At 60.8% G+C, this 17,955-nt stretch carries 15 protein-coding genes; 12 read left to right on the top strand and 3 right to left on the bottom strand.

Features of this window, described 5'->3' with window-relative positions; translation table 11 throughout:
* Positions 1–8 precede the first annotated feature (8 nt).
* From J1G18_RS18415 to J1G18_RS18400, 4 genes are all read left to right on the top strand, one after another.
* Positions 9–2,711: a [protein-PII] uridylyltransferase gene (locus J1G18_RS18415; RefSeq protein WP_223008232.1), complete on the top strand. Its 2,703-nt coding sequence runs from the start codon at positions 9–11 to the stop codon at positions 2,709–2,711.
* Between the two features lie 121 nt (positions 2,712–2,832).
* Complete coding sequence (dapC, locus tag J1G18_RS18410) at positions 2,833–4,032, top strand: succinyldiaminopimelate transaminase (protein WP_223008231.1); 1,200 nt, start codon at positions 2,833–2,835, stop codon at positions 4,030–4,032.
* A gap of 163 nt (positions 4,033–4,195) precedes the next feature.
* Positions 4,196–4,888 carry a M12 family metallopeptidase gene (locus J1G18_RS18405; RefSeq protein WP_098967459.1) on the top strand — a complete coding sequence of 231 codons (693 nt, stop codon included), beginning with the start codon at positions 4,196–4,198 and terminating at the stop codon, positions 4,886–4,888.
* A gap of 147 nt (positions 4,889–5,035) precedes the next feature.
* The gene (locus tag J1G18_RS18400) at positions 5,036–5,797 is read left to right on the top strand and encodes a hypothetical protein (protein WP_262415620.1); all 762 of its coding nucleotides are present in this window, start codon (positions 5,036–5,038) and stop codon (positions 5,795–5,797) included.
* Positions 5,798–5,817: 20 nt separating this feature from the next.
* Here the strand turns inward: J1G18_RS18400 and J1G18_RS18395 are convergent, their stop codons facing one another.
* Entirely contained in the window at positions 5,818–7,449 is a 1,632-nt protein-coding gene (locus tag J1G18_RS18395) for a Na+/H+ antiporter (protein WP_223008230.1), read from the bottom strand.
* Positions 7,450–7,742: 293 nt separating this feature from the next.
* On the opposite strand from J1G18_RS18395, the gene J1G18_RS18390 reads away from it, so the two are divergent.
* The 4 genes from J1G18_RS18390 (at position 7,743) to J1G18_RS18375 (ending at position 10,931) form a co-directional block, all read left to right on the top strand.
* Positions 7,743–8,105: an ArsC family reductase gene (locus J1G18_RS18390; RefSeq protein ID WP_003222107.1), complete on the top strand. Its 363-nt coding sequence runs from the start codon at positions 7,743–7,745 to the stop codon at positions 8,103–8,105.
* Between the two features lie 32 nt (positions 8,106–8,137).
* On the top strand, positions 8,138–9,172 hold the full coding sequence (dapD, locus tag J1G18_RS18385) for a 2,3,4,5-tetrahydropyridine-2,6-dicarboxylate N-succinyltransferase (RefSeq protein ID WP_085697324.1): 1,035 nt from the start codon (positions 8,138–8,140) through the stop codon (positions 9,170–9,172).
* A 152-nt stretch (positions 9,173–9,324) separates the two neighbouring features.
* Complete coding sequence (locus tag J1G18_RS18380; protein ID WP_223008229.1) at positions 9,325–10,530, top strand: aminotransferase class V-fold PLP-dependent enzyme; 1,206 nt, start codon at positions 9,325–9,327, stop codon at positions 10,528–10,530.
* Positions 10,527–10,931 carry a SufE family protein gene (locus tag J1G18_RS18375; RefSeq protein ID WP_134785539.1) on the top strand — a complete coding sequence of 135 codons (405 nt, stop codon included), beginning with the start codon at positions 10,527–10,529 and terminating at the stop codon, positions 10,929–10,931. Before J1G18_RS18380 ends, J1G18_RS18375 begins: the two co-directional genes overlap by 4 nt.
* 102 nt (positions 10,932–11,033) lie before the next feature.
* On the opposite strand, the gene tcdA is transcribed toward J1G18_RS18375, so the two are convergent.
* Complete coding sequence (gene tcdA / locus J1G18_RS18370) at positions 11,034–11,852, bottom strand: tRNA cyclic N6-threonylcarbamoyladenosine(37) synthase TcdA (RefSeq protein ID WP_003222099.1); 819 nt, start codon at positions 11,850–11,852, stop codon at positions 11,034–11,036.
* Positions 11,853–12,234: 382 nt separating this feature from the next.
* Between tcdA and J1G18_RS18365 the strand changes: the two genes are divergently transcribed.
* From J1G18_RS18365 to J1G18_RS18350, 4 genes are all read left to right on the top strand, one after another.
* Positions 12,235–14,826 carry a glycosyltransferase gene (locus J1G18_RS18365; protein ID WP_096795823.1) on the top strand — a complete coding sequence of 864 codons (2,592 nt, stop codon included), beginning with the start codon at positions 12,235–12,237 and terminating at the stop codon, positions 14,824–14,826.
* Between the two features lie 240 nt (positions 14,827–15,066).
* Complete coding sequence (gene dapE / locus J1G18_RS18360; protein WP_223008228.1) at positions 15,067–16,218, top strand: succinyl-diaminopimelate desuccinylase; 1,152 nt, start codon at positions 15,067–15,069, stop codon at positions 16,216–16,218.
* Positions 16,218–17,027, top strand: a complete 810-nt coding sequence (locus J1G18_RS18355; protein ID WP_223008227.1) for a putative RNA methyltransferase — start codon at positions 16,218–16,220, stop codon at positions 17,025–17,027. The genes dapE and J1G18_RS18355 overlap by 1 nt, the downstream gene beginning before the upstream one ends.
* Before the next feature lie 75 nt (positions 17,028–17,102).
* Complete coding sequence (locus tag J1G18_RS18350) at positions 17,103–17,480, top strand: hypothetical protein (protein WP_134785536.1); 378 nt, start codon at positions 17,103–17,105, stop codon at positions 17,478–17,480.
* Positions 17,481–17,621: 141 nt separating this feature from the next.
* Here the strand turns inward: J1G18_RS18350 and J1G18_RS18345 are convergent, their stop codons facing one another.
* Entirely contained in the window at positions 17,622–17,831 is a 210-nt protein-coding gene (locus J1G18_RS18345; RefSeq protein WP_016771489.1) for a cold-shock protein, read from the bottom strand.
* Positions 17,832–17,955: the final 124 nt, after the last annotated feature.

Raw genomic sequence — 17,955 nt, 5'->3', positions numbered from 1 at the left:
GCCAATCGATGCCGCAGGTGGATCCCGAACTCTTCGACCGCGGCCAGTTCCAGGCCGAACTGGCCCTGAAAGCGAGTCCCATCGCGGCGTTCAAGAAGGCGATCCGCCAGGCGCGCGAGGTCCTCGACACGCGTTTTCGTAGCGGCCGCGACATCCGCCGACTGATCGAAGACCGTGCATGGTTTGTCGACAACATCCTGCAAAAAGCCTGGGAGCAGTTCAACTGGAGCGAAGACGCCGATATCGCGCTGGTCGCGGTCGGCGGCTACGGCCGGGGGGAGTTGCACCCCTATTCCGACATCGACCTGCTGATCCTGCTGGACAGCGCCGATCACGAAGTCTTCCGCGATTCCATCGAGCGTTTTCTGACGCTGCTGTGGGACATCGGTCTGGAAGTCGGTCAGAGCGTACGCTCGGTCGACGAATGCGCCGAAGAGGCCCGCGCCGACCTGACCGTGGTCACCAACCTCATGGAAAGCCGCACCATCTGCGGCCCCGAGCGTCTGCGCCAGCGCATGCTCGATGTCACCAGCACCGCACACATGTGGCCGGCCAAGGAGTTCTTCCTGGCCAAGCGCGCCGAGCAGAAGGCCCGCCACCACAAGTACAACGACACCGAATACAACCTGGAACCCAACGTCAAAGGCTCGCCCGGCGGCCTGCGGGATATCCAGACGATTCTGTGGGTGGCACGGCGTCAGTACGGCACCCTGAACCTGCGAGCCCTCGCTGGCGAAGGTTTCCTGGTCGAGAGCGAAAACGCCCTGTTGGCGTCCTCCCAGGAATTCCTCTGGAAAGTGCGTTACGCCCTGCACATGCTCGCCGGGCGCTCGGAAGACCGCCTGCTGTTCGATCATCAACGGACCATCGCCGGCCTGCTCGGTTTTGAAGGCGACGACGCCAAACAGGCCGTCGAAAACTTCATGCAGCAGTACTTCCGCGTGGTCATGAGCATCGCCCAGCTCAGCGACCTGATCATCCAGCACTTCGAGGAAGTGATCCTCGCCCCGGAAGACGAAGCACCGCCGCAGCCGATCAACTCGCGCTTCCAGTTGCACGACGGCTACATCGAAGCACGCAACGACAACGTGTTCCGCCGCACGCCGTTCGCCATGCTCGAGATCTTCGTGCTGATGGCCCAGCAACCGGAAATCAAAGGCGTGCGCGCTGACACCATTCGTCTGCTGCGCGAGAACCGGCACCTGATCGACGACAACTTCCGCAACGATATCCGCAACACCAGCCTGTTCATCGAGCTGTTCAAGTGCAAGATCGGTGTACACCGCAACCTGCGCCGGATGAACCGCTACGGCATCCTCGGGCGCTATCTGCCGGAGTTCGGTTTCATCGTCGGGCAGATGCAGCACGACCTGTTCCACATCTATACGGTCGATGCGCACACGCTGAACCTGATCAAACACCTGCGTAAGTTGCAGTACACCCAGGTGTCGGAAAAATTCCCGTTGGCCGCCAAGCTAATGGCCAAACTGCCCAAGTCCGAACTGATCTACATGGCCGGCCTGTATCACGACATCGGCAAGGGCCGGCATGGCGACCACTCGGACATCGGCGCGGTCGATGCCGAAGCGTTCTGCCAGCGCCATCAGTTGCCGCTGTGGGACAGCCGCCTGATCGTCTGGCTGGTGCAGAACCACCTGGTGATGTCGACCACCGCACAGCGCAAGGATCTGTCCGATCCGCAGGTGATCCACGATTTCGCCCAGATCGTCAGCGACGAGACCCGTCTGGATTACCTGTACGTGCTGACCGTGGCCGACATCAACGCGACCAACCCTACCCTGTGGAATTCGTGGCGCGCCAGCCTGCTGCGCCAGCTCTACACCGAGACCAAACGCGCTCTGCGCCGCGGCCTGGAAAATCCGGTGGATCGTGAAGAGCAGATCCGCCAGACCCAGAGTGCGGCGCTGGACATCCTCGTGCGCGGCGGCACCGATCCGGACGACGTCGAGCAGTTGTGGGCGCAGTTGGGCGATGACTATTTCCTGCGTCACACCGCCGGCGACGTGGCCTGGCACAGTGACGCGATCCTGCAGCAGCCGGCCGATGGCGGTCCGCTGGTGCTGATCAAGGAAACCACCCAGCGCGAGTTCGAAGGTGGCACGCAGATCTTCATCTACGCCCCCGACCAGCACGATTTCTTCGCCGTGACCGTGGCCGCGATGGACCAGCTCAACCTGAACATTCACGACGCCCGGGTCATCACTTCGAGCAGCCAGTTCACCCTCGACACCTACATCGTGCTCGATACCGACGGTGACTCGATCGGCGACAACCCGGCCCGGGTCAAACAGATACGCGACGGCCTGACCGAAGCCCTGCGTAACCCCGACGACTACCCGACGATCATCCAGCGCCGGGTGCCGCGCCAGCTCAAGCACTTCGCCTTCGCGCCGCAGGTGACGATCCACAACGACGCCCAGCGTCCGGTGACAGTGCTGGAACTGACGGCACCGGATCGCCCGGGCCTGCTGGCACGGATCGGCGGGATCTTCCTCGAGTTCGACCTGTCGCTGCAGAACGCCAAGATTGCGACCCTGGGCGAACGCGTAGAAGACGTGTTCTTCATCACCGACGCCCACAACCAGCCGCTCTCCGACCCGCTGCTGTGCAGTCGCCTGCAGGACGCAATCGTCGAGCAACTGAGCGTCAATCAGGAACCGGATATCAAGCTTTCGCGCATCAGTATTTGATCCAGCAACTTCCCCCCTGTGGGAGCGGGCTTGCTCGCGAAAGCGGTGTGTCAGGCAACACATCATTCAATGACACACCGCTTTCGCGAGCAAGCCCGCTCCCACATTGAACGAGGCCCCCATGAACAACGCTCTGAACCAGCTCCAGCCCTACCCGTTCGAAAAACTCCGCGCGCTGCTTGGCACGGTCACGCCGAACCCGGACAAACGCCCGATCGCCCTGTCGATCGGCGAGCCGAAACATCGCTCGCCAAGCTTTGTCGCCGAAGCGCTGGCGAACAATCTGGATCAGATGGCGGTGTATCCGACCACCCTCGGCATCCCGGCCCTGCGCGAAGCCATCGCCGGCTGGTGCGAACGTCGTTTTGGCGTACCGAGCGGCTGGATCGATCCGGCGCGCAATGTGCTGCCGGTCAACGGTACCCGCGAAGCGCTGTTCGCTTTCACCCAGACCGTGGTCAACCGTGGCGACGATGCACTGGTGGTCAGCCCGAACCCGTTCTATCAGATCTACGAAGGCGCAGCGTTCCTCGCCGGGGCCAAGCCGCACTACCTGCCTTGCCTGGACGAAAACGGCTTCAACCCGGATTTCGACGCCGTGTCACCGGACATCTGGAAACGCTGCCAGATCCTGTTTCTGTGCTCGCCAGGCAACCCGACCGGCGCACTGATCCCGGTTGATGTACTGAAAAAACTCATCGCCCTGGCCGACGAATACGACTTCGTGATCGCCGCCGACGAGTGCTACAGCGAACTGTACTTCGACGAACAGACCCCGCCGCCGGGCCTGCTCAGCGCCTGCGTCGAACTGGGCCGCAAGGACTTCAAGCGTTGCGTGGTGTTCCACAGCCTGTCCAAGCGCTCCAACCTGCCGGGCCTGCGCTCCGGGTTCGTCGCCGGTGACGCGGATATCCTCAAGGGTTTCCTGCTGTACCGCACCTACCACGGTTGCGCGATGCCGGTGCAAACCCAACTGGCCAGCGTTGCCGCGTGGAATGACGAAGTGCATGTACGCGCCAACCGTGCGCTGTACCGCGAGAAGTTCGACGCAGTGCTGGCAATTCTCAGCCCGGTGATGGACGTACAGCGTCCGGACGGCAGCTTCTACCTCTGGCCGAACGTGGCCGGTGACGATGCCGCATTCTGCCGCGACCTGTTCGAGCAGGAACATGTGACTGTCGTGCCAGGCTCGTATCTGTCGCGCGAGGTCGACGGCGTGAATCCGGGCGCCGGGCGCGTGCGCATGGCACTGGTTGCGCCTTTGGCTGAATGTGTTGAAGCTGCAAAACGGATCCGCGACTTCATCACCCGCCAACACTGAGTTTTTAATATCCGTGCCAGTCATCTGGCACGGACATACCCCTCAAGTTACATTTAAAACCACTTTACGACTACTCCAGACACTGCCCGAAGCTTAATCTCGCGCAGTGGTTTTTTGCATGCGCGAAACAACCAAAAAGACAAATCAAGGAGCAAGACAAAGCATGGACAACTTTCAATATTGCACGCTGCAAAAACCGGCTAAAGAACTCAAATCCAGCGCCCTCAACAACAGCCGAAAAAAACGCTCATTGGTGCACTACGACAAACTTTGGCCAAGCCGACACACTCTGAAAATAGCTTTCATGGATAACCCAACTCCGGAACACAAAGATAAAATCATTGCCGCCGCCGAAAAATGGCTTCCTTATATCAGTTTGAAGTTTGAGTTCGTTGAAGGCGTAGAGGGTGAGATCCGAATCGCCACCGAGGGTGTGGTGAACAGTTCATTTCTGGGTACCGATGCACTGGATATGTTTCCTGACACGCCAACCATGAACCTTGGCATCGACCCCGAACACGAAGACTTCGAGACGGTCGTCATCCACGAGTTTGGCCACGCACTCGGCGCGATGCACGAACACCAGCACCCCAAGGCGCAAATCCCCTGGAATAAAGAAAATGTTTACAACTACTACCAGAACAGACCGATGAATCCACTGTCGCGAGGCGAAGTTGACGACAATATATTTACGCCTTTTGACGATGCCGACGCGCTTTACTTGCCATACGATCGAAAATCCATCATGCACCATCCTGTTCCCAACAATTTGACGCTTGGCAATTGGGCGAATCCGATCAATCGCGAAATCAGTGATAAAGACAAACAGCTCATGCAGTTGATTTACCCACGTTGAATCACATCTTTACCGTGCCAGTTCTGTTGGCACGGTAATCCGTCATAAAATCGTACACATATCCAATTTACCTGCTCAGGCGCAGCAACTAGCATCCTTCATTCAAAGCGACTTTCCGGGAACAACAAGCAACCCGAGAAGTTACATATGACGAACGAAAACATGGATGTTCAGTTATGCACTCAACCCGGCTTCAGCCAAACAAAAAAACCGAAACCACACGCACCTCCCGCAACATCAAATGCACTTCGGAGGTTCAGTAAAATGTGGGCTAAAAACAATCCGGCAAAATTCTGGACTCCCGGCAGCACTCTCCGCATCGCCTTCCTCAACGGTACGCAGGAATTCAAGGACGCGACCATTGCCGCTGCCAGCAACTGGTTGCCGCACATCAACTTGAAATTCGATTTCGTTGAAGGTGAAGTGGGCGACATCCGCATACTCAGTCAGGAAGGAACGTTTTCCTCCCGGATAGGTACGGATGCTCTGCTACATCCCGATGAGCCGACCATGACACTCTGGCCGCATCCGAGTCTGCCACGTTACTTCGCAGCCAATGTCATGCATGAGTTCGGTCACATGCTGGGCGCGGAGCATGAACAGACCAATCCCACGGCAGATATTCCCTGGGACAAGCCAGCCATCTATGCACAATTTGGAATCACCGCCGACCCGGAAGAAGACGACTCCCAGGCCAGCGTGACGCGCAAACGCCTGCACGACTGGTACTTTGACCGCGGCAATCCCGACGAAAGCATTTATTCGGAATACGATCCAAAGTCGATCATGCACTATCGGATCAGCCAGTCCTGGACCATCGGAGACTTCCAGCTCTTCATTAATCTGGATCTCAGCGAAAAGGACAAAATCTTCATGGCGAACGCGTATCCCTTCTCCGCGAGTGAGTGAGCGCATCAGGTCCGTGTCGGCTATTTGACCTGCCCCAGATTCGCCTCACTCAAATCCAGCTCACCCAATACCTCACGCAACACGTCATCACCGATCTGGTGCTGACGGCTGAGGCTATACAGCTCCAGGCGTTGCGCCCGCAACGCCTTCAAGCGCAAGCGGCGTTCCAGCAGGTCCATCTGGAACGCCAGCGCCTGGGCTTCGGCGGAGTCGTTGAATACATCGAGCTGATGACGATACTCGGACATGATCCGAGCCTTGAGTTCCGCCGAGAGTGCGGCCTGCGCCGCATCCTGCGGGCCGACCTCTTCGGTTTCCAGCGCATGGATCGCCGCCTCGGCGGTCTTGCGCCAGGCATCGCGCACTTCCTGACGACGTTTGTCGTCCGGGCTTTTCTCGATGCCACGCAGCAGCAACGGCAGGGCGATGCAGGCGCAAATCAGCGACAACAGAATCACCCCGGCGGCGATGAAAATCAGCAGATCACGCTCGGGGAACGCCTCGGCCCCCATCAACATCGGCACTGACATCACACCGGCCAGCGTCACCGCCCCGCGCACTCCGCCGACAGTCAGCAACCAGCAGGATCGCGCGGTCGGCACATGCGTCAGGTCGCCCTTGCCGCGCAGCCGTCGCAGCAGTACCGACAGGCGCCAGATGCTCTGTACCCAGATAAAGCGCAACAGCACCAGCGCGAGGAAAATCGCCACCACGTCGAGGCCACGGTACAGCAGCGTCGGCCACAACGTCGGCTCGTGGCTGACCACCGCTTTGATGATGTCCGGCAATTGCAGACCCAGCAGCAGAAAGATCAGGCCGTTGAAGGCAAATTCAAGCAGCGACCAGACGCTGCGATTGAGCAGGCGGGTGCTGGTCTGCCGCGGCAGCAGATCGAGCCAGCTCTGCATCATCCCCGCCGCGACAGCCGAAAGAATCCCCGAAGCGCCCAGTCGCTCGGCCAATACATAGGCGGCGAACGGCAGCAGCAACATGAACACCACGTGGGTGGCCGGATCGTCCCAGCCCCGGGCAATCATCCACGCGCGCAAGCGCCCGACCAGCCAGCTCAGCGCGACGCCGACGGCCAAGCCCCCGACCGCCACCAGTACGAACGTCAGGCTGGCATTGGCCAGCGAGAACACCCCGGTCACCGCCGCCACCAAGGCAAACTTGAACGTCACCAGACCCGAGGCATCATTCATCAGCGCCTCGCCTTGCAGGATGTGCATCAGCGGTGTCGGCAAGCGGTTCTGCGAGATCGCCGAGACCGCCACGGCGTCGGTCGGCGAGAGCACGGCGGCCAGCGCGAAGGCCACCGGCAGCGGAATGCTCGGCAACAGCCAGTGAATGAAGTACCCGGCGCCGACCACGGTGAACAGCACCAGGCCAACCGCCAGCGTCAGGATCGGCCCGCGCAGATGCCAGAACTCGCGTTTGGGCATGCGCCAACCGTCGGAAAACAGCAGCGGCGGCAGGAACAGAAACAGGAACAATTCGGGGTCCAGCGCGACGTGCAGGCCCAGTGTCGGCCAGGCCAGCAAGGCACCGGCGGCGATTTGCACGAGGGGCAGCGGCAGCGGGATGACCCGTCCGACCAGCCGGGAGACGCTGACCAGCATCAGCAGGATCAGGACGGTATAAGCGGTTTGCATAAAGCGGAAATCTCAGACAATCGACAGCGTTGAACTGCCATATTAGCCGCTTAGGATGCGTCTGACCGTTGCACCTATGTCGCAGCCCTGCCGCAGATCCCTTGTAGGAGTGAGCCTGCTCGCGATAACGGTTTAACATTCAACATTATCAGTGGCAGGTAAATCGCCATCGCGAGCAGGCTCACTCCTACAGGGTTTTGCGGTGGGAAATCGACCTCAGGCGTCGCGAAACCGTTCGGTCATGGCATAATCCGACACCATTTTTTTCCAGCACCTGTAAAGGGGGCGATTCCTTGACCGTTTCAAGTAAAACGTTGCACCTTTTCGGCATCAAAGCCTGCGACACCATGAAGAAGGCGCGCACCTGGCTCGATGAACACGCTGTCAGCTACGACTTCCACGACTACAAAACCGCCGGTATCGACCGTGAGCACCTGACCCAATGGTGTGACGAGCACGGCTGGCAAACGGTGTTGAACCGTGCAGGCACGACCTTTCGCAAACTCGACGACGAACGTAAAGCCGATCTCGACCAGTCGAAAGCCATCGAACTGATGCTCGCTCAACCCTCGATGATCAAGCGCCCGGTGCTCGATCTCGGTGACCGAACCCTGATTGGCTTCAAGCCAGACATCTACGCGGCCGCACTCAAGTAAGCAGCCCGTCACTTATTGCTAGAGGTATTCACATGTCCAACTCTCTGTTCAGCATCGCCTTTGGTGTCGGCACGCAAAACCGTCAAGGCGCCTGGCTGGAAGTGTTCTACGCTCAGCCACTGCTCAACCCGTCGGCCGAACTGGTCGCCGCTGTTGCGCCGATCCTCGGTTACACCGAAGGCAACCAGGCCATCACCTTCACCACTGCACAGGCTGCGCAACTGGCTGAAGCGGTCAAAGGCATCGACGCCGTTCAAGGCAAGCTGCTGACCCGTCTGGCCGAGAGCCACAAGCCACTGGTCGCCACCCTGCTGGCCGAAGACACACAACTGACCTCGACGCCTGAGGCGTACCTCAAGCTGCACCTGCTGTCGCATCGTCTGGTCAAACCACACGGCGTAAGCCTGGCCGGGATCTTCCCGCTGCTGCCGAACGTGGCCTGGACCAGCCAGGGTGCAATCGACCTGAGCGAACTGGCCGAACTGCAACTGGAAGCGCGTCTGCGCGGCGAGCTGCTGGAAGTGTTCTCGGTGGACAAGTTCCCGAAAATGACCGACTACGTGGTTCCGGCCGGCGTGCGTATCGCTGACGCGGCACGTCTGCGTCTGGGCGCTTACGTGGGCGAAGGCACCACCGTGATGCACGAAGGCTTCATCAACTTCAACGCCGGCACCGAAGGCCCGGGCATGATCGAAGGCCGCGTGTCCGCTGGCGTGTTCGTCGGCAAGGGTTCGGACCTGGGCGGCGGCTGCTCGACCATGGGCACCCTGTCGGGCGGCGGCAACATCGTGATCAAGGTCGGCGAAGGCTGCCTGATCGGCGCCAACGCCGGTATCGGTATTCCGTTGGGTGACCGCAACACCGTCGAGTCGGGCCTGTACGTGACCGCCGGCACCAAGGTGGCGCTGCTGGACGAGCACAACAACCTGGTCAAGGTGGTGAAGGCGCGTGAACTGGCCGGTCAGACTGACCTGCTGTTCCGTCGCAATTCGGAAACCGGTGCCGTGGAATGCAAAACCCACAAATCGGCGATCGAGCTGAACGAAGCGCTGCACGCTCACAACTAAGCAGCCACATGATCCCCCCTGTGGGAGCGGGCTTGCTCGCGAAGGCGTAGTGTCATTCAGCAACTTATTGACTGACAGGACGCATTCGCGAGCAAGCCCGCTCCCACAAGGTTCGGCGTACATCCCGCCCCTCTTCACCAGGGCTGAAAACTGTGATGATTCCCTCCCCCTGGCGCGCCGACTTTCCGGCCATCGCCGCCCTGCAACGGCAAGACCAGACCTATCTGGACAACGCCGCCACCACGCAAAAACCCCAGGCCCTGCTCGACGCGTTGACGCATTACTACGCCAACGGCGCGGCCAATGTGCATCGTGCGCAGCATCTGCCAGGCGCCCACGCGACGCAGGCGTTCGAAGACAGTCGGCTCAAGGTTGCCCAGTGGCTGAATGCCGGTGACAGCGGGCAGATCATCTTCACCCATGGCGCCACCAGTGCGCTGAATCTCCTGGCCTACGGCCTGGAACATCTTTTTCACCCGGGCGATGAAATTGTCATCAGCGCCCTGGAGCATCACGCCAACCTGCTGCCGTGGCAGCAACTGGCACAGCGTCGCGAGCTAAAACTGGTGATCCTGCCGCTGGACGCCGACGGCGTGATCGACCTCGGCGCCGCCGTGCGTCTGATCACCCCCCGCACTCGCTTGCTGGCGGTCAGTCAGCTGTCCAACGTGCTCGGTGCCTGGCAACCGCTGCCAGCGCTGCTGGCGATGGCCAAGGCGCACAACGCGCTGACCGTGGTCGATGGCGCCCAGGGTGTGGTGCACGGTCGCCACGACGTGCAGGCGCTGGGTTGCGACTTTTATGTGTTTTCCAGCCACAAGCTGTACGGCCCCGATGGTCTCGGCGTGCTGTTCGGGCGCAACAAGGCGCTTGAGCAACTGCAGCCATGGCAGTTCGGCGGCGAAATGGTGCTGGAAGCCAACTATCACGATGCACGCTTCCGCCCTGCCCCGCTGGGCTTCGAAGCGGGCACGCCGCCGATTGCCAGCGTGATCGGCCTCGGCGCGACCCTCGATTATCTGGCTGGCCTGGATCAGGACGCGGTGTCGGCCCACGAAGCGGCGCTGCACGCCTATCTGCTGCAAGGCTTGGCCGCGCGCAACGGCATTCGTCTGCTGGGCAAGCCGCAATTGGCGTTGGCGAGTTTCGTCGTCGAGGGTGTGCACAACGCCGATCTGGCGCACTTGCTGACCGAGCAAGGTATCGCCGTGCGCGCCGGGCATCACTGCGCCATGCCGTTGCTGAAAAGCTTCGAACTGGCCGGGGCTATTCGCGTGTCACTGGCGCTGTACAACGACTCCGAGGATCTGGAGCGTTTCTTCGAAGCGCTGGATCAGGCCCTGGAGTTGCTGCGATGAGCCTGCCGCTCGCCGCTGCCGAAGCGCTGCAGACCTTTCAGAATGCCGCCGGTTGGGAACAACGGGCGCGGTTGCTGATGCAGTTTGGCGATCGTCTGCCGCCGCTGGATGACGCGGACAAATGCGAAACCAACCGCGTGCATGGCTGCGAGAGTCAGGTGTGGCTGGTAGGGGAATTGCAGGACGGTCACTGGCAGTTCAGCGCTGCCAGCGATGCGCGGATGATTCGTGGGTTGGTGGCGTTGCTGCTGTTGCGGGTCAACGGCTTGAGCGCTGCCGAGTTGCAGCAGGTGGATCTGCCCGATTGGTTCAATCAGCTGGGACTTTCGCGGCAGTTGTCGCCTTCGCGCAGTAATGGCTTGAATGCCGTGCTCCAGCGGATGAATGAGTTGGCTAAATAAAGCGGCTGCTTCGCAGCCATCGCGAGCAGGCTCACTCCTACAATTGGAATGCGTCCCCCTGTAGGAGTGAGCCTGCTCGCGATGAGGCCCTCAGCCCCAGAATCAAACCTGAGGCTTCACCCGATCCGCTGGCCGCCGCACACCCGCCACAATCTTATCCACAGCCTTGGTCGCCGCGACCATGCCGAACGTCGCCGTGACCATCATCACCGCGCCAAACCCGCCGGCGCAGTCGAGCTTCACCCCGTCGCCGACAAAACTCTTCTGCAAACAGATGCTGCCGTCCGGTTTCGGATAGCGCAGTTGTTCGGTGGAGAACACACACGGCACGCTGTAATGGCGAGTCACGGTACGCGAGAAGCCATAGTCGCGACGCAACGTCGAACGCACTTTCGAGGCCAGCGGGTCGTTGAACGTGCGGTTGAGGTCGCAGACCTGAATCAGCGTCGGATCGATCTGCCCACCCGCACCGCCAGTGGTAATGATCTGGATCTTGCGGCGTTTGCACCAGGCGATCAGCGCAGCCTTGGCGTTGACCGCGTCGATGCAGTCGATCACGCAGTCGATGTTCGGCGTGATGTACTCGGCCATGGTGTCGCGGGTGACGAAATCCGCCACCGCATGCACGGTGCAATCCGGATTGATCCCGCGCAGGCGCTCGGCCATCACTTCGACCTTGGGTTTGCCGACGGTACTGTCCAGCGCGTGCAACTGGCGGTTGGCGTTGCTGACGCAGACGTCGTCGAGGTCGAACAGCGAAATCTCACCGACGCCACAGCGGGCCATGGCTTCCGCCGCCCAGGAACCGACGCCACCGACGCCGACAATCGCCACATGGGCCGCACGCAGGCGCTCGAGGCCCTCGATGCCATACAAACGGGCGATGCCTGCAAACCGCGGATCTTCTGTACTCATGACCATTACCCCAAAAACCGGCGCGCATTATAGGGCCGTCGGCGGCCAAGAGCATCTTTGACGCTATGAACGATGAACGCCGCCGTTTTGCGCAAGCCTTGTAGCGAGGGAGCTTGCTCCCGCCGGGTCGCGAAGCGGCCCTTGAAAAGCGGCCTGCTTCGCAGTCCAGCGGGATCAAGCTCCCTCGCCACTGGGAATTGCTATAACTAAACAACAAAGTTTTCTCTTACAAGCTGTTACTAAAGAACTTAAATCAGGTTGGACTGCCCAATGTCGGGCATTTTCCTGCCCGGTGTACGAGCAGTGAACTGCCGGTGTAGGATTCGCGCCCTTTTGGCGTAAGCCGATCCGTTCCTTCGTTCCACAGCCTTTGGAACCCGAAATAGCTATGTCATCGCGTAAATTTGGTCTCAACCTGGTGGTGGTTCTGGCAATCGCCGCCCTGTTCACCGGTTTCTGGGCGCTGATCAACCGCCCGGTCTCCGCGCCCAACTGGCCGGAGCAGATCTCCGGTTTCTCTTATTCGCCATTCCAGCAGGGCCAATTCCCGCAGAAGGATCAGTATCCGACTGACGACGAAATGCGCCGCGACCTGGAGATCATGAGCAAGCTGACGGACAACATCCGCATCTACTCGGTCGACGGTTCGCTGCAGGACATCCCGAAACTGGCGGAAGAATTCGGTCTGCGCGTGACCCTCGGGATCTGGATCAGCCCCGATCAGGAACGCAACGAGCGCGAGATCCAGCGCGCCATCGAACTGGCCAACACCTCGCGCAGCGTGGTTCGCGTGGTGGTCGGTAACGAAGCGATTTTCCGCAAGGAAATCACTGCCGAACAACTGAGCGTGCTGCTGGATCGGGTGCGCGCGGCGGTGAAAGTGCCGGTGACCACCTCCGAGCAGTGGCACGTCTGGGAAGAGCACCCGGAACTGGCCAAGCACGTCGACCTGATCGCTGCGCACGTGCTGCCTTACTGGGAATTCATTCCGGTCGACAAGGCCGGGCAGTTCGTCTTCGACCGCGCCCGCGACTTGAAAAAGCTGTTCCCGAAAAAACCGTTGCTGCTGTCCGAAGTCGGCTGGCCGAGCAACGGGCGCATGCGCGGTGGCGCCGATGCGTCGCCGGCGGATCAGGCGATCTACCTGCGCACGCTGGTCAACAAGCTCAACCGCCAAGGCTTCAACTACTTCGTGATCGAAGCGTTCGACCAGCCGTGGAAGGCCAGTGACGAAGGTTCGGTGGGCGCCTACTGGGGCGTGTTCAACGCCGCCCGCCAGCAGAAATTCAACTTCGAAGGCCCGGTCGTCGCCATCCCGCAATGGCGCGTGCTGGCCATCGGTTCGGTGGTGCTGGCGCTGCTGTCGCTGACCCTGCTGATGATCGACGGCTCGGCCCTGCGCCAGCGTGGCCGCACCTTCCTGACCTTTATCGCGTTCCTCTGCGGTTCGGTGCTGGTGTGGATCGGTTACGACTACAGCCAGCAATACAGCACGTGGTTCAGCCTGACGGTGGGTTTCCTCTTGGCACTGGGTGCGCTCGGGGTGTTTATCGTGTTGCTGACCGAAGCGCATGAACTGGCCGAGGCGGTCTGGACCCACAAGCGCCGGCGTGAATTCCTGCCGGTGGTGGGCGATTCGGACTACAGACCGAAAGTCTCGATCCACGTACCGTGCTACAACGAGCCGCCGGAGATGGTCAAACAGACCCTCGACGCCTTGGCCGCCCTTGATTACCCGGACTATGAAGTCCTGATCATCGACAACAACACCAAAGACCCGGCCGTCTGGGAACCGGTACGCGACTACTGCGCCACCCTCGGCCCGCGCTTCAAGTTCTTCCACGTTGCGCCATTGGCCGGGTTCAAGGGCGGTGCGCTGAACTACCTGATTCCGCACACCGCCAAGGACGCCGAAGTGATCGCGGTGATCGACTCCGACTACTGCGTGCATCCGAACTGGCTCAAGCACATGGTGCCGCACTTCGCCGATCCGAAAATCGCCGTGGTGCAGTCGCCGCAGGATTACCGCGACCAGAACGAAAGCACCTTCAAGAAGCTCTGCTACGCCGAATACAAAGGCTTCTTCCATATCGGCATGGTCACCCGTAACGACCGCGACGCGATCATCCAGCACGGCACCATGACCATGACCCGGCGTTCGGTTCTGGAAGAGCTGGGCTGGGCCGACTGGTGCATCTGTGAAGACGCCGAACTCGGTCTGCGCGTGTTCGAAAAAGGCCTGTCGGCGGCGTATTACCACGACAGCTACGGCAAGGGTCTGATGCCGGATACGTTTATCGACTTCAAGAAGCAGCGTTTCCGCTGGGCCTACGGCGCAATCCAGATCATCAAGCGCCACACCCGCAGCCTGCTGCGCGGCAAGGACACCGAGCTGACCCGTGGCCAGCGTTACCACTTCCTCGCGGGCTGGCTGCCGTGGGTCGCGGACGGCATGAACATCTTCTTCACCGTCGGCGCCCTGCTGTGGTCGGCGGCGATGATCATCGTGCCGCAACGGGTCGATCCGCCGCTGCTGATCTTCGCGATCCCGCCATTGGCGCTGTTCGTGTTCAAGGTCGGCAAGATCATCTTCCTCTACCGTCGCGCCGTGGGCGTGAACCTCAAGGATGCGTTCTGCGCCGCACTGGCTGGCCTGGCGTTGTCGCACACCATCGCCAAAGCGGTGCTGTACGGCTTCTTCACCAGCAGCATTCCGTTCTTCCGCACGCCGAAAAACGCCGACAACCATGGTTTCTGGGTGGCGATTTCCGAAGCGCGGGAAGAGCTGTTCATCATGCTGCTGTTGTGGGGCGCGGCGCTGGGGATCTACCTGGTGCAGGGCATTCCGAGCAACGACATGCGCTTCTGGGTGGCGATGCTGCTGGTGCAGTCGCTGCCATACCTGGCCGCGCTGATCATGGCGTTCCTCTCGTCGCTGCCAAAACCTGCGACAGCGCCTGAACCGGCGCCTGTCGTCTAATTCCTCTTTGATCCACTAAACGGCGGCCAATGGTCGCCGTTTTGCTTTAAGATAACCGCCATTTTGCAGGGCTTGGCGGGATACACGGTCTGACTGACCGGACACCATCCCCTGTAGGAGTGAGCCTGCTCGCGATTGCGTTGTAACAATCAATGTTTAAGTTGACTGACACACTGCAATCGCGAGCAGGCTCACTCCTACAGTCAGTCCGCGCCCACATTCATGACTCCGGAGTTTTCCATGACGGCCCACGCCGACCTTTCGCCGACCCTTCAACTCGCCATCGACCTGATCCGCCGTCCGTCCGTGACGCCGGTCGACGCCGATTGCCAGAAGCAGATGATGCAGCGCCTGGGCGATGCCGGTTTCACCCTGGAGCCGATGCGCATCGAGGACGTGGACAACTTCTGGGCCACCCACGGCAACGACGACGGCCCGGTGCTGTGCTTCGCCGGCCACACCGACGTGGTGCCGACCGGTCCGGTGACTGCCTGGCAGATCGAACCGTTCAACGCCGTGATCGATGAACACGGCATGCTCTGCGGTCGCGGCGCGGCGGACATGAAAGGCAGCCTGGCGTCGATGACCGTGGCCGCCGAGCGCTTTGTCGCCGACTACCCGAACCACAAGGGCAAGGTCGCGTTCCTGATCACCAGCGACGAAGAAGGCCCGGCGCACCACGGCACCAAGGCTGTGGTGGAACGTCTGGTGGCGCGCAAGGAGCGTCTGGACTGGTGCATCGTCGGCGAACCGTCGAGCACCACACTGGTCGGTGACGTGGTGAAAAACGGTCGTCGCGGCTCGCTCGGCGCCAAGCTCACCGTGCGCGGCGTGCAGGGCCACGTGGCCTACCCGCATCTGGCGAAGAACCCGATCCACCTCGCCGCTCCGGCGCTGGCCGAATTGGCCGCCGAGCACTGGGATCACGGCAACGATTTCTTCCCGCCGACCAGTTTCCAGATCTCCAACGTCAACTCCGGCACCGGCGCGACCAACGTGATCCCGGGTGATCTGGTGGCGGTGTTCAACTTCCGCTTCTCCACCGAATCCACCGTCGAAGGCCTGCAGAAACGCGTGGCCGATATCCTCGACAAACACAGTCTGGACTGGCACATCGACTGGGCGCTGTCCGGTCTGCCGTTCCTCACCGAGCCGGGCGCGCTGCTCGACGCGGTGTCGTCGAGCATCAAGGACATCACCGGCCGCGAGACCAAGGCGTCGACCAGCGGCGGTACCTCCGACGGCCGTTTCATCGCGACCATGGGTACGCAAGTGGTTGAGCTGGGCCCGGTCAACGCGACCATTCACCAGGTCAACGAACGTGTGCTGGCGGCCGATCTCGACGTGCTGACCGAGATCTACTACCAGACCCTGATCAAGTTGCTCGCCTGATGCTCGCGTGCCCGATCTGCAGTGAACCGCTGAACAGCGTCGACAACGGCGTGGTCTGCCCCGCCGGCCACCGCTTCGACCGCGCGCGTCAGGGCTACCTGAACCTGTTGCCGGTGCAGCACAAGAACAGTCGCGACCCTGGCGACAATCAGGCGATGGTCGAGGCGCGCCGCGACTTCCTGAATGCCGGGCATTACGCTCCGGTGGCCAAGCGTCTGGCCGAACTGGCGGCAAGTTATGCGCCGGCACGCTGGGTCGATATTGGTTGCGGTGAGGGTTACTACACCGCACAGATCGCCGATGCCCTGCCGGACGCCGATGGCTACGCACTGGACATTTCCCGCGAGGCGGTCAAACGCGCCTGCAAGCGTAATCCGGCAATCACCTGGTTGATCGCCAGCATGGCCCGCGTGCCATTGGCGTCGGGCAGTTGCCAGTTTCTCGCCAGCGTTTTCAGCCCTCTGGACTGGGCAGAAGCCAAGCGCCTGCTCAGCGTCGGCGGCGGCCTGATGAAGGTCGGCCCGACCAGCGGCCACCTGATGGAACTGCGCGAACGTCTGTACGACGAAGTGCGCGAATACACCGACGACAAGCATCTGGCCCTGGTGCCGGAAGGCATGGCGCTGGCGCACAGCGAAACTCTGGAATTCAAACTGACGCTGGACAAGCCCGAGGATCGCGCCAACCTGCTGGCGATGACGCCCCACGGCTGGCGCGCCAGTGCCGAACGCCGCGCCGCCGTGATCGAACAGGCCGAGTCGTTCGTGACCACCGTGTCGATGCGCTACGATTATTTCGTTCTTCAATAACTTTTGGTCTCGGGCAAGTGCCTGGGGCCGGCTAAATCCGCGAATGGATTTTTCAGACCCGCAGTGAGGACATCCATGCGCCAACCGGATATCGAGATTTACCTGAAAGACGCCGACGTCGACCACAAGGCGATTTCCGCCTGGCTCGGTGAGGCTCTGGGCCCGTGCAGCGACTGGGTACAGAAAGGCCAGACCTACAAGTGCAAGGCCGGCAACATCCCGGTGACCTGGTTGCCGAAAGCCGTGGGCAAGTGGAACAGCCTGTACCTGGAAAGCGACGCGACCCCATGGGACGACGACATCGCCTGCGCCCGTGCAGCTTTCGCCGCGCTGAACGTCGAAGTGCGTTGCGCACCGGGAACGTGGGTCGAGGAAGAAGGTGAGGAAACGGCTGATCGCTGGATTCGCATCAGCGAAGACGGTGAAGAAGAGATCACCTGGAAGACCGCGTAACAACAGTCAACGCAGATCCAAATGTGGGAGCGGGCTTGCTCGCGAATGCGGTGTATCAGTCACTATTGATATCGACTGATACACCGCATTCGCGAGCAAGCCCGCTCCCACAGTGGTTTTGGGATGTTTTGGAGGGTTGTGTTACAGACCTACCACATCCTCAGCCTGCAATCCCTTCTCGCCAGTAATCACCGCATACTCAACCTGCTGACCTTCAGTCAGCGAGCGATGCCCTTCGCCACGGATCGCGCGGTAGTGCACGAACACGTCCACGCCGTCGTCGCGCTGAATGAAGCCGTAGCCCTTGGCGTCGTTGAACCACTTCACATTGCCGGTTTCACGTGTTGCCATCTGTTCATACTCCTTTTTTATTATTGAACAGGCTTTTCGCAGGAAAGCCTTTGCGGAACGTCAGCCTGCGCCCGACGTCCATAAAGGGCCCCGGCGACAGATTGCCGAGTATATGACACGCGCC

The organism is Pseudomonas sp. MIS38 (assembly GCF_019891575.1).
Taxonomy (GTDB): Bacteria; Pseudomonadota; Gammaproteobacteria; order Pseudomonadales; family Pseudomonadaceae; genus Aquipseudomonas; species Aquipseudomonas putida_A.
This window is presented reverse-complemented; position numbering and strand designations above follow the sequence as displayed.